The organism is Micromonospora sp. WMMD1155, from assembly GCF_029581275.1.
Lineage (GTDB): Bacteria > Actinomycetota > Actinomycetes > Mycobacteriales > Micromonosporaceae > Micromonospora.
Window position 1 is genome coordinate 3,134,231 of the sequence record NZ_CP120742.1, and the last position, 12,184, is coordinate 3,146,414.

A 12,184-nucleotide genomic window follows, 5' to 3' on the forward strand; every position below is an offset into this window, starting at 1 on the left:
GTCCGTCCTCAGTGGAGGATGGCACGCGTGCCCGGGAACGGCTCCGGCGCGTCGCACCGTGTTGACGGGCGAAGCGCGACTACGGTGAGGGCATCATGCGTCTGACGGTCGGCCCCCTGCCACCCGCTGTGTACTGGCGGCGTCGTGTCGTCGTACTCGGAGCGGGGCTTCTCTTCCTGATTGTCCTGCTTTATTCCTGCACCCAGTCGGGTCGTTCCGGCGGTCAGGATCCGAAGGCGGGAGGCTCGCCGTCGGGGACGTCCGCTGCGACGTCCGATCCCGGCGGGCCGGTGCTGACACCGCAGACCGGGGCGCCCTCGCCGTCCGCATCCGCCGACTCGGGTGCGACGACTCCGAGCCCGGCGATGACCAGCAACGACCCTCCGCTGGGCGCGGCGGCCGGCGCGGAAGATGACGGCACCTGCACCAACGACGAGATCAGCGTCGTCTCGGTGGCGAGCCCGACCTCCGTCCAGCGGGGGGCCGTGGTCGACCTGCAACTCAAGGTCAAGAACACCTCGGACCGGACGTGCAGCCGGAATGTCGGTGCCGAGGCACAGGAGATCTTCATCAAGTCCGGTGCGGAGAAGATCTGGTCGTCCGACACCTGCGGCAAGGTCCAGGGCTCGGACGTGCAGTCCTTCACACCGAATTTCGAGCGCTCCTACCAGGTGGCCTGGAACGGGCGGGACACCAGCCGGTGCGACGGCAGCGGGCTGGCGGCCGGGCCGTTCCCGCCCGCCGGGTCGTACCAGGTGTTCGCCCGGGTCGGCACGAAGCTCAGCTCGCCCACGAAGCTCACCGTCACCGGCTGAGCCGGGTCAGGCGTGAGGTCGCCGGCTCAGACGTAGCGTTCGAGGATGGATGCCTCGGCGAGCCGGGACAGCCCTTCGCGGACGCCCCGGGCCCGGGCGTCGCCGACCCCCTCGACAGCCTGCAGATCCTCGACTGTCGCGCCCAGCAGCCGTTGGAGGCTGCCGAAGTGCACCACCAGGCGGTCGACGACCGCCACCGGTAGGCGGGGCACCTTGGCCAGCAGCCGGAAGCCGCGTGGGCTGACCGCGGCGTCCAGCGCGTCGGACGCGGCCGGGTAGCCGATCGCCTTGGCCACCGACACCAGGTCGATCAACTCGGTCGCGCCGAGCAGATCCAGCTCGACCAGCGCCTCGTCCAGGGTGCGCGACTTGCGGCCGACCGGGAGGTAGTCCCGGATGACGAGCGTCCGGTCGGCGTCCACGCCGGCCATCAGCTCGTCGAGTTGGAGGGCGAGCAGACGGCCGTCGGTGCCCAGCTCCACCACGTAACCGGCGATCTCGTCGGCGATCCGGCGAACCATCTCCAGGCGCTGGACCACGGCGACCGCGTCCCGGACGGTCACCAGATCCTCGATCTCCAGTGCGGAGAGCGTGCCGGAGACCTCGTCCAGCCGGAGCTTGTAGCGCTCCAGGGTGGCGAGCGCCTGGTTGGCCCGGGAGAGGATGGCCGCCGAGTCGTCCAGCACGTGCCGCTGGCCGCTGACGTAGAGGCTGATGATCCGCATGGACTGGCTGACCGAGATGACCGGGTAGCCGGTCTGCCGGGCCACCCGCTCGGCGGTGCGGTGCCGGGTGCCGGACTCCTCGGTCGGGATGGACGGGTCGGGCATCAGGTGCACCGCCGCCCGGACGATCCGGGTGCCGTCGCTGGAGAGCACGACGGCGCCGTCCATCTTGCACAGCTCGCGCACCCGGGTCGCGGAGAACTCCACGTCCAGCGGGAAACCGCCGGTGCACAGACCCTCGACGACCTTGTCGTAGCCGAGCACGATCAGGGCACCGGTGCGACCCCGCAGGATGCGCTCCAGACCGTCGCGCAACGCGGTGCCCGGGGCCATCAGGGCGAGGTTGGCCCGCAACGGGTCCCCGGCGCCCCCGGCGGAGCCTGCGGCCACGCTCACGCTGATCGGGCGGGCAGGCGAGCCCACGGCGCCGGTGCGGGCCTGGGGCGGCGCGCCGGCTGGCTTGGTGGTATCGCGGTCGATCGGCACGGGCACAGTCTACGGACTGCCGTGCGGTGGGTGCTGTCGTGGTTACTGTGATGTGTCACGATGCGGCCCTTCGAACCGGTTTCCCTCTTGCGACGTGCTGTCCGGTATCGCCACCCTCGTCGGCACGGTGGGTCACTCCGCGGACGCGCGAGCCGCATGTTGCAACGCCGAACGCACATCGGTGACCTCGGTCACCCGCATCTGCTCGGGCCCGGCGCCGGTGCTGGCCGGGCCGCAACCGGGCGGCACCAGGGCCACCTTGAACCCCAGCCGGGCCGCCTCGGCCAGCCGACGCGGCACCGCCCCGACCCGACGCACCTCACCCGTCAACCCCACCTCGCCGATCGCCACCAGATGCGGCGCGATGGCCAGGTTGAGCCCGCCGGAGGCGACCGCCAACGCGACCGCCAGGTCGGCGGCCGGCTCCACCACCCGGATGCCGCCGACCGTGGCGGCGAAGACCTCCCGGTCGTGCAGCGTCAGCCGTTCGGTGCGCCGTTGCAGCACCGCGAGCACCATCGCCAGCCGCGCCGAGTCGAGTCCGGAGACGGTGCGTCGGGGTGACCCGGCCACCGTCGCGCCGATCAGGGCCTGCACCTCGGTGACCAGGGCCCGTCGCCCCTCCATGGCCACTGTCACGCAGGTGCCCGGGACCGGCTCCGCGTAGCGCGTCAGGAAGAGCCCGGACGGGTCGGCCAGACTGCTGATGCCGCCCTCGTGCATCTCGAAGCAGCCGACCTCGTCGGCCGCGCCGAACCGGTTCTTCACGCCGCGCACCAGGCGCAGTGAGGAATGCTTGTCGCCCTCGAAGTGCAGCACCACGTCGACCAGGTGCTCGAGCACCCGAGGCCCGGCCACCTGGCCGTCCTTGGTGACGTGCCCGACCAGCACGGTGGCGATGCCGCGCTCCTTGGCGACCGAGACCAGCGCGGCGGTGACCGCACGAACCTGGGTCACCCCGCCGGGCACCCCCTCGGTGCCGGTGGTCGAGATGGTCTGCACCGAGTCGAGCACGAGCAGGCCCGGCTTGACCGCGTCGAGGTGACCGAGCACCGAGGCCAGGTCGCTCTCGGCGGCGAGGTAGAGCTGGTCGTGCAGAGTGCCCATCCGCTCGGCGCGTAGGCGCACCTGGCTGACCGACTCTTCCCCGCTGACCACCAGGGAGGGGCTGCCGGCGCCCACCGCCCACTGCTGGGCGACGTCGAGCAGCAGGGTCGACTTGCCCACGCCGGGCTCCCCGGCGAGCAGCACCACCGCGCCGGGGACCAGGCCGCCGCCGAGCACCCGGTCCAGCTCGCTGACGCCGGTGGGGCGGGCGCGGGCCGGAGCGGCGCTGATGGTGGCGATCGGGCGGGCCGGCTCGGACGGCATCCGGGAGCTGACCACCCGGCCGGAGACGGTCGGGCCGGTGATGGTGCTCTCGACCACCGAACCCCACTCGCCGCACTCCGGGCAGCGCCCCACCCACTTGGGCGGCTGGTGCCCGCAGGCGTCGCACTCGTAGGCCGGACGCGGCTCGCGGGCGCTGGACCGACCACGGGCGGCACCGGCCGCGCCGCCACGGGCAGGGGTTGATCGGGAGGTGGTCACGTCAGGACGCTAGCCCTCGCGTACGACGAAAACACCCCGGCGTGGTGGTCACCACGCCGGGGTGTTCGTCGATGTGACGGTCGGGTCACTCGTGGGTCGTGCCACCCTCGTCGCCCTCGTAACCGCCCTCGCGCTCGATGATCGGCGAGGGAGGCGCGGCCGGGGTGAGCGGCACCGCGATCGGCGCCTGGCCGGTGACGGTGTTGCCGTTGCCGAAGTCGAAGGTCACGACGACGTTCTGCCCGGAGCGCAGCGCCTCGGTCAGGCCGATCAGTCGGAGCTGCGAGGTGGCCTCGGAGTTGAACTGGATGTAGCTCAGCGGCGCCAACTCGATCCGGGCCGGCTGGCCCGGCGCGGCCGGGCTGGCCGAACCCGACGCCCGCGCCGACTCCGGGGCGGACGGGGTGGCCGAGGACGAACCGGTCTCGGAGGGCGTCACCGACGGGCTGGCCGAGCGGGACGTCGGGGTCGACGGGCTGACCGATCCGGACGGGGACGGGCTCGTCGAGGTGGACTCTGCCGACGGCGACGGGCTCGCCGAGCCACCGCTGATCACGACCTCGCGGGCGCTCTCGGTGGTGACGGTGACAGTCACCGTCTCCTTCGAGTCGTTGTAGATCACGGCACCGAGCGTCGCGTCCTGGCCGGCCCGGTAGCCCTCGGCGCCCGGGTAGTCGACCAGCAGGCCGCGTACCGAGAAGGAACCGTTGTCGGTGGTGAGGTTGACGCCCTGGACCGACGGCTCCTTCAACGCGGTCTCGGCGATCTGACCGGTGCCGCATCCGGACGCCAGCAGGCTGGCCGCCGCAATCCCGGACAGCAACAGGGCCGCCCGCCGGGATCCCCTGATCGAGCGCGTCACGTCGGTCCTCCTCGTCACAATCCCCACCCGGCCGCACGCCGGGCACGGTGGCCATACCCGCGCAGACCGCGCTCCAGGGTAGTTGGAGCTGATCGAGGCCCGCACGCGGACCCGGCATTGCCACCTGCCCGGGTGCGCCTCACACCACCCGACCGCTCGCCACCAGCAGCACCACGTCGATCAGGGCCACCAGCAGCACCGCCCGGAAGGCCGACACCGGCCGCCGGCCGGCCCGGACCGCCGAGCGGCCGGCGTACCAGCTCAGCGGTGGCACCACCGCGGCCGTGCCGACCGCCGCCAGGCCGACCGCCGACGGCGGCCCGGGTGGTCCGAGGACCAGCACCGCGGTCGCGGCGAGGAGCAGACCGGCCGCCGCGGCCCGGCTGCCGGTGGCGCCCAACCGGTGGGGTAGGCCGCGCACCCCGGTCCGCGCGTCGTCGGCCAGGTCGGGCAGCACGTTGGCGAAGTGCGCGCCGGCACCGAGGCACGCCGCCGCGACCACCAGCCAGGCGGGCGGGGTCGGCTGACCGGGCAGCGCCAGCACCACGAAGGCGGGCAGCGCGCCGAAGGAGACGGCGTACGGCAGCACCGAGAACACGGTGGCCTTCAGCGGCCAGTCGTAGAGCAGCGCGGAGACCAGGGCGACGGTGAGCCAGAACGCCGCCGTCGGGTTCGTGGTCAGGGCGAGCAACGGGCAGGCCACCGCGGCCACCGCCGCGGCCCAGGCCGTGGTGCGCCGACCGACCGCGCCGGAGGCCACCGGTTTGTCGGTACGCCCCACAGTGGCGTCTCGCTCGGCGTCCAGGGCGTCGTTGGTCCAGCCGACGGCGAGCTGGCTGGCCAGCACGGCGAGGACGACGGAGACGATTCCGGCGGGCCGGTGACCCACCCCCCACGCCAGCAGACCGGAAACGGCGGTGACCGCTGCGGCCGGTTCCGGATGGCTCGCTCTGACCAGCCCTAACACCCTGGACGACATAAGGGAAGTCTGGTCGTTACCGAGCAGTCGTGCCACGCTCGGTTCCATGCGAGACGTGGCTGCGGCTGCGGCGTCCACCGGCCCCAGGGTGCTGCCGCGTAACGATCCGCGCCAGTACGACGACCTGGCCGGTGAGTGGTGGCGGCCCGACGGCGCGTTCGCGATGCTGCACTGGCTGGCCGAGGCCCGCGCGGCGCTGGTGCCACCGGCCGACCGCCCGGGCGCGGTGCTCGTCGATCTGGGCTGCGGCGCCGGTCTGCTCGCGCCGCACCTGGCCGGTAAGGGCTACCACCACATCGGAGTCGACCTGACCCGATCGGCGCTGGTCCAGGCAGCCGAGCACGGGGTAGGCGTGGTCCAGGGCGACGCCACCGCGGTCCCGTTGCCCAGCGGTTGCGCCGACGTGGTCTCGGCGGGTGAGCTGCTGGAGCACGTGCCGGCCTGGCCCCGGGTGGTGGCCGAGGCGTGCCGGCTGCTCCGCCCGGGTGGCCTGCTGGTGTTGGACACCCTGAACGACACGGCGGTGGCCCGGCTCGTCGCGGTGCGGATCGCCGAGCGGCTGCCGACGGTGCCGCGTGGCATCCACGACCCTCGGTTGTTCGTGGACGCTCAGGCTCTGGTGGCCGAGTGTGCCCGGCACGGCGTCGACCTGCGGGTGTGGGGCGTCCGTCCGCAGGTCGGTGGCCTGCTCGCCTGGTTGGTGCGCCGCGCCCGCGTGTCCGGCGCGGGACCTGCCGGCCGTGCGCCCCGGATCGTGCCGACCCGGTCCACCGCCGTTCTCTACCAGGGCCGGGGGGTCCGCAAAGGATAGTCGGGCCGTGGCGGGGTATGGGACGCCGAGGAGGAGACGATATGACGGTTCAGGCGCTTGAGGCAGCCCGCCGGTTGGCGCCGCGGTTCGCCGCGCGAGCGGCGGAGCACGACCGGGACGGTTCCTTCCCCGCCGAGGACTTCCGTGATCTGCGGGAGGCCGGCCTGTTCGGGTTGATGGTTCCCCAGGCCCTGGGAGGTCTGGGGGCGAGCTTCGCCGAGTACGCCGCGGTGGCCACCGAGCTTGCCCGGGGCAACGGTGCGACCGCCCTGGTGTTCAACATGCACGCCTCGGTGACCGGTGCCCTGGGCGCGGTCACCGAGGAGTTGGCCGAGGCGCTCGGTGTGCCGGACGAGGCGCTGGCCGCCCGGGACCGCCTGCTGACCGCCGCGGCGGAGGGTGCCTGGTACGCGGTCGCGATGAGCGAGCGCGGCGCGGGGGCTCGGCTGTCCCAGCTCAGCACGGTCTACGAGGCGACCGACGGAGGTTGGCACCTCAAGGGCAGCAAGACCTTCTGTTCGGGCGCCGGGCATGCCGACGGTTACCTGGTGGCGGCCCGCAGTGCGGCTGACCAGTCGGTGGTGTCGCAGTTCCTGGTGCCGGCCGGTGACGGGCTGACCGTGGAGCCGACCTGGGATTCACTGGGCATGCGGGCGACCTCGTCGCACGACCTGCACCTGGACGTCACGGTGCCGACCGACCGGCTGCTCGGCGGTGTGGAGGGGCTGGCGTTGGTGGTCGCCCAACTGATGCCGCACTGGTTGGTGGCCAGTTACGCGGCCGTCTACGTGGGAGTGGCCCGGGCGGCGATCGACGCGGCGGCCGAGCATCTGAACGCCCGCAACCTGGGCGGTCTGCCGGCGGTGCGGGCCCGCCTGGGCCGGGCGGACGCGGCGACGGCCGCCGCGCAGTTGGTGGTCGCCGAGGCCGCCCGCCGGGTGGACGAGGCACCGGGCGACGAGGAGACCAACCGCTGGGTGTGGCGCGCGAAGCTGCTGGCGGGCACCACTGCCGCCGAGGTGGCGGCGTCGGTGTTGGAGGCGGCGGGCACCTCGGCGACCCGCCGTGGTCATCCGTTGGAGCGGCTCTACCGGGATGCCCGTTGTGGCTCACTGCACCCGGCCACGTCGGACGTGTGCGCCGACTGGTTGGGCATCGCCGCGCTGGGCGGCGACCCGGATCGCGACGGATCGGCACCACGTTGGTGAGCCGGCCGGCTGCGACCCGTGCGGAGGAGGAAAGGCCGGCCGCGATGGCCGGTGGGACGACCAGGGGGAGGACGGCATCTGACGAGAGGTGGGGATCGTGTCCGTACCAGTGATCGCGGGGCTCGGGGCTGCGCAGCCGCCGTCCGCTCGCCAAGACGAGTTGTGGGAGGGCTTCTTCTCCCGGCATTTCTCCGGCACCACCCGGTCGTTGGCCCAGCGCATCTTCGCGAACTCGGGGGTGACCCGGCGGCAGGCCGCGGTCAACCCCTTGTTGGAGGACGTGTCGGACTGGCCGACCGAGCGCCGGATGCGTCGCTACCAGGTGGAGGCTCTTCCGCTCGGCAAGGAGGCGGTGGGTCGTGCGTTGACCGCGGCCGGGCTGGGTGCCGGCGACATCGGGCTGTTCATCGTCTGTTCCTGCACGGGGTACGCCACCCCCGGTCTGGACATCCTGCTCGCCCGGGACCTCGGCATGGCCGCCGACACCCAGCGGATGTTCGTCGGCCACATGGGCTGCTACGCGGCGCTGCCGGGGCTGGGCGCGGCGAGTGACTTCGTCACCGCGCGAGGGCGGCCGGCGCTGCTGCTCTGCGCGGAGCTGACCAGTCTGCACATCCAACCGTCGAGCGCCAGGGTGGACACCCAGCAGATCGTCTCCCACGCGCTCTTCTCGGACGCCGCGGTCGCCGCCGTGGTCGTTCCGAGCGGCCCGGGGTACGCGCTGCGTGAGGTGACGTCCGTCACCGATACCTCGACGGCTGATCACATGACCTGGGATGTCACCGACGCGGGTTTCCGGATGGGGTTGTCGCCCAAGGTGCCGCAGGTGTTGTCGAGGCATGTCCGCAAGTTGGTCGACGACCTGCTGGCGCGGCACGGCGTCTCCATCTCCGAGGTGGACGGTTGGGCGGTGCACCCGGGCGGGCCGCGGATTCTCAACGTGGTCGAGCGCGAGCTGGCGTTGCCCCCGGAAGGGCTGGCGGCGTCCCGGGCGACGCTGGACGAGCACGGCAACTGCTCGTCTCCGACGGTGCTGCTGATCCTGGACCGGCTGAGCCGTACGACGCCTGTCGCTCGGCGCGTGGTCATGCTGGCGTTCGGCCCCGGCCTCACCCTGTACGCCGCTCTGCTCGATCGACAGGACTGATCGTCCGGTCGGTACGCTCACCGCATGGATCCAACGGCGGACGATCGGTTGCGATCGGCGGTGTTGTTCGGCGCTGCGGTGGCCGTCCTGGCGGTCGCCGGCTGGTGGTGGCGGGCCGCCGCTCCCACCCCGGCGGCCAGTTCGGCGCGTCCACCAGCGGCCCCGCCGAGCGTCGAGCCGACCGTCAGCACCGCGTTGGAACGTCTCCTGGCGTCGTCGGGTCCCGATGCGTCGGTGACCTTTCGGGTGGACGCAGAGACGGGCGAGGTCGTCGAGCTCGAACGCCGCCCGACGGGTCCCACCGGCGACGCTCCGGGTGATCTGCCCGTCTTCGAAGAGACGATCTGGCGGCACCAGGGGGAGATCACCCCTGGTCGGGACGTGACCAGGCAGTCGACCAATGACGGAAGGCCCTACCTGCTCCAATATCGGTGCACCCGACCGGGCACGATGGTGGTGACGAGCACCGGGGCCGTGATCGAGGGGCCGTCACGCATCGATTGCGACGGCGCGACCACGCTCGCTCAGGTGGCGCCCACTGGCGGGCCGATCCGGGTGACCCTGTCGGCCGTGGGCGACAGGCCGATCGACGCTGAGGCGCAACTCTTCGCGGGGCCGTGAGCCTGAGCCCCGCGTCTCGACCGTCGCGTACCCACGGATCCCGCACTGGCCCCGCCGGCCTGACCGGCCAGCGGTTCCAGCGACCGCCAGGGCGCAAGATCAAATTAGCGGCGCCGGCATGGTTGCAACCACGTGCCGGGAAACCGCCACCTCGCCGATACGAGTCGATCTGACTCGGGCAGGTCAGGCCGTGAGGGCGGTCAGGTCCTGCCGGTACGTCTCGGCCGGCCCCAGGTCGGGCAGCACCCTGGTCACCGTGCCGCTGCGGTCGACCAGCAGGGCTGTCACGACGCCGGGACGGGCCGGTTGACCGAGGAACGAGCGCAGCCCTCCGGCGGGGTCGGCCAGCGCTCGGACCTGCCGCTGGTCGGGCGGTGGGCTGGGGACCGTCCTCCCGCCGGTGACGGTCACCACGGAGACCCCGGCGGGTGCGGCGGCCAGGGCGTCGCCGACGCGATCGGGGCACTGGCAGCCGTCCAGCAGGATGATCATGGCGGGGAGCAGGCCGCGTAGCGGCACGGGTGCCTGACCCGTGTCGACCAGGTCGAGTGCGGGCAGCGCCCGCCCGGTCAGGGTCGCGGGCGGCGAGTGGGGCGCCGGGGTCGGACGGTCGGTGCGACCGGCTCGCGGCCAGGTGACCACGAGCAGGCCGGCAAGCGTGGTGAGGACCGCCACCGCCAGGACCAGGAGCGGCAGGCGCAGCGCCCGGTCGCCGCCGGGTGGGCCGGTGGTCCTGCCGAGTTCCCGGCGGACCTGGGCGGCCTCGGCGGCGAGGGCGGAGGCGTCGTCGGGGACCACGACCCGGCCCCACTCGGGTGGCAGGCCGGGCAGCCCGTCGGCCGGCCCGTGGCCCTCGGCATCCGGCTTGCCCATCGGACCTCCTGAAAGGGTCTCGAGAGCGGCGTACGGCTCGGTGTCCAGGGTCGCGCACCGGGGGCCGCTCCCGCTACACCTGGGCGCAGTCCGGTCAACCGGGCTACCATGGGAGGAGCGCATAGCCCTTGATCTCGACGTTCTGTTCACCCGTGCCGGGCAGTCATCCGCACGTTACGGAGCGTGTTCGGACCATTGGTTTGACCGCCTGTCAAGCTGAAGAAAGACCTCTCACAGGGCCCCTGAGCTGCGCCAACGGTCAGGACATCGGTGAGACATCGGTGCCTGACCGTGTTACCCTAGACACAGCGAAAGGGGTTTCGAACCTATGGTTTTCAGTGTCGGCGAGACCGTTGTCTACCCCCACCACGGGGCCGCACTCATCGAGGCAATCGAGACTCGGGTCATCAAGGGCGAGCCTAAGCAATACCTCGTCCTGAGGGTCGCGCAGGGTGACCTGACGGTCCGGGTGCCGGCCGAGAACGCCGAGATCGTGGGCGTTCGAGAGGTGGTCGGCGAAGAAGGCCTCGGTAAGGTCTTCGACGTTCTGCGGGCTCCGCACACCGAGGAGCCGACCAACTGGTCGCGGCGTTACAAGGCAAACCTGGAGAAGCTGGCCTCCGGAAACCCGCTGAAGGTCGCCGAGGTCGTTCGTGACCTGTGGCGCCGGGAGCGGGAGCGGGGCCTGTCCGCGGGCGAGAAGCGGATGCTCGCCAAGGCCCGTGACATTCTCGTCGGCGAGGTCGCGCTGGCTGAGAAGAGCACCAAGGACGAGGCGGAGACGCTGCTCGACAAGGTCCTCACCGAGGCCTAGTCCGCACAGCATCGTCGTACCACTTCGTAGTGAAGAAACCACCGAGGACCGCGACGTGACCGCGCAGCTCAATCCGCGCGGTGACGTCGCGGTCCTCGTGCCTGCGGCGGGTGCCGGTGTGCGCCTGGGGCCGGGCCGACCCAAGGCGCTGCGCCTGCTCGCCGGCGAGCCGCTGCTGGTGCACGCGGTGCGTCGGCTGGTCGCCGCTCCCTCGGTGCACACGATCGTGGTGGCCGCCCCGGTCGCCGAGGTGACGGCCGTCCGCGAGTTGCTGACCCCGGTCGCGCCGGTGATCGTCGTCCCGGGCGGCGCGGAGCGGCAGGCGTCGGTCGCCGCCGCGCTGGCCGCGGTGCCTGACGGCCCGACGATCATCCTGGTGCACGACGCCGCTCGTGCGCTCACCCCACCCGAGCTGGTCGAATCGGTCGCGGCGGCGGTCCGTGACGGGTGTGACGCGGTGATCCCGGTTCTGCCGGTGGTGGACACGATCAAGGAGGTCGGTGCCGACGAGGTGGTGCTCGGCACCGTCGACCGGTCCGCCCTGCGCGCGGTGCAGACGCCGCAGGGTTTCCGCCGTGCCGTGCTCAGTGCCGCGCACGCCGCAGCCGGTGACCCCCTCACCGACGACGCCGGGCTGGTCGAGAAGCAGGGTGTCGCGGTGAGCTGCGTGCCGGGCTCGGAGTACGCGCTGAAGATCACCCGACCCTTCGACCTGGCTCTGGCGGAGCATCTGCTCGCCTCCGGCGGTTGACGCGTACGCTCTGATCATGATCGTTCCCCGGGTGGCCATCGGCACCGACGTGCACGCGTTCGAGCCGGGTCGACCCTGTTGGGTGGCCGGGCTGCTCTGGCCTGACCAGGACGGTCTCGCCGGGCACTCGGACGCCGACGTCGTCGCGCACGCGGCCTGCAACGCGCTGCTCTCCGCCGCCGGTCTCGGCGATCTCGGTGCGGTCTTCGGGGTGGGTGAGCCGGAGTGGGCGGGCGCGTCCGGTGTGGCACTGCTGACCGAGACGGCCCGCCGGGTGCGGGCCGCCGGCCTGGAGATCGGCAACGTGTCCGTGCAGGTCGTCGGCAACCGCCCCAAGATCGGTCGTCGCCGTGCGGAGGCGCAGGAGGTGCTCTCCTCCGCCGTCGGCGCCCCGGTCACCCTGTCCGGCGCGACCACCGACGGGCTCGGCTTTCCCGGGCGCGAGGAAGGGCTGGCGGGCATCGCGGTGGCTCTGGTGTACGACGCGCCGGCCGCCTAAGCT

The 12,184-nt window shown here is 72.5% G+C and carries 13 protein-coding genes; 8 read left to right on the plus strand and 5 right to left on the minus strand.

All coding sequences use genetic code 11. The features are described from left to right. The first annotated feature begins 95 nt into the window (after positions 1–95). Positions 96–815, plus strand: coding sequence for a hypothetical protein (locus O7617_RS14245; protein ID WP_282264070.1), 720 nt, complete (start codon positions 96–98; stop codon positions 813–815). Positions 816–841: 26 nt separating this feature from the next. On the opposite strand, the gene disA is transcribed toward O7617_RS14245, so the two are convergent. The 4 genes from disA to O7617_RS14265 form a co-directional block, all read right to left on the minus strand. After that, entirely contained in the window at positions 842–2,026 is a 1,185-nt protein-coding gene (gene disA / locus O7617_RS14250) for a DNA integrity scanning diadenylate cyclase DisA (RefSeq protein WP_282264072.1), read from the minus strand. A 132-nt stretch (positions 2,027–2,158) separates the two neighbouring features. After that, positions 2,159–3,616, minus strand: a complete 1,458-nt coding sequence (gene radA / locus O7617_RS14255) for a DNA repair protein RadA (protein ID WP_282264073.1) — start codon at positions 3,614–3,616, stop codon at positions 2,159–2,161. A gap of 85 nt (positions 3,617–3,701) precedes the next feature. Then, the gene (locus O7617_RS14260; protein WP_282264075.1) at positions 3,702–4,478 is read right to left on the minus strand and encodes a hypothetical protein; all 777 of its coding nucleotides are present in this window, start codon (positions 4,476–4,478) and stop codon (positions 3,702–3,704) included. A gap of 139 nt (positions 4,479–4,617) precedes the next feature. Further along, the gene (locus O7617_RS14265; RefSeq protein WP_282264076.1) at positions 4,618–5,505 is read right to left on the minus strand and encodes a UbiA family prenyltransferase; all 888 of its coding nucleotides are present in this window, start codon (positions 5,503–5,505) and stop codon (positions 4,618–4,620) included. Here O7617_RS14265 and O7617_RS14270 point away from each other — a divergent pair. The 4 genes from O7617_RS14270 to O7617_RS14285 all read left to right on the plus strand — a co-directional run bounded on the left by O7617_RS14270 (position 5,504) and on the right by O7617_RS14285 (position 9,244). Then, on the plus strand, positions 5,504–6,268 hold the full coding sequence (locus tag O7617_RS14270; protein ID WP_282264077.1) for a methyltransferase domain-containing protein: 765 nt from the start codon (positions 5,504–5,506) through the stop codon (positions 6,266–6,268). The genes O7617_RS14265 and O7617_RS14270 overlap by 2 nt on opposite strands. Before the next feature lie 41 nt (positions 6,269–6,309). Further along, a complete protein-coding gene (locus O7617_RS14275) occupies positions 6,310–7,476 on the plus strand; it encodes an acyl-CoA dehydrogenase family protein (protein WP_282264079.1) in 1,167 nt (388 codons plus the stop codon). Between the two features lie 97 nt (positions 7,477–7,573). After that, entirely contained in the window at positions 7,574–8,623 is a 1,050-nt protein-coding gene (locus tag O7617_RS14280) for a type III polyketide synthase (protein WP_282264081.1), read from the plus strand. Between the two features lie 24 nt (positions 8,624–8,647). After that, positions 8,648–9,244 (plus strand): hypothetical protein, encoded by a 597-nt coding sequence (locus tag O7617_RS14285; protein ID WP_282264083.1) that lies wholly within the window; start codon positions 8,648–8,650, stop codon positions 9,242–9,244. Positions 9,245–9,427: 183 nt separating this feature from the next. Here O7617_RS14285 and O7617_RS14290 read toward each other — a convergent pair whose 3' ends face one another. Beyond that, positions 9,428–10,117, minus strand: coding sequence for a hypothetical protein (locus O7617_RS14290; protein WP_282264084.1), 690 nt, complete (start codon positions 10,115–10,117; stop codon positions 9,428–9,430). A gap of 328 nt (positions 10,118–10,445) precedes the next feature. Between O7617_RS14290 and O7617_RS14295 the strand changes: the two genes are divergently transcribed. Genes O7617_RS14295 through ispF form a run of 3 tightly spaced genes read left to right on the plus strand, consistent with a single transcriptional unit; the run spans position 10,446 to position 12,181 of the window. Next, entirely contained in the window at positions 10,446–10,931 is a 486-nt protein-coding gene (locus O7617_RS14295) for a CarD family transcriptional regulator (RefSeq protein WP_007073334.1), read from the plus strand. Between the two features lie 55 nt (positions 10,932–10,986). Further along, positions 10,987–11,682 (plus strand): 2-C-methyl-D-erythritol 4-phosphate cytidylyltransferase, encoded by a 696-nt coding sequence (ispD, locus tag O7617_RS14300; protein WP_282264085.1) that lies wholly within the window; start codon positions 10,987–10,989, stop codon positions 11,680–11,682. A gap of 13 nt (positions 11,683–11,695) precedes the next feature. After that, the gene (gene ispF / locus O7617_RS14305; RefSeq protein WP_278147824.1) at positions 11,696–12,181 is read left to right on the plus strand and encodes a 2-C-methyl-D-erythritol 2,4-cyclodiphosphate synthase; all 486 of its coding nucleotides are present in this window, start codon (positions 11,696–11,698) and stop codon (positions 12,179–12,181) included. The last annotated feature ends 3 nt before the right edge of the window (positions 12,182–12,184 follow it).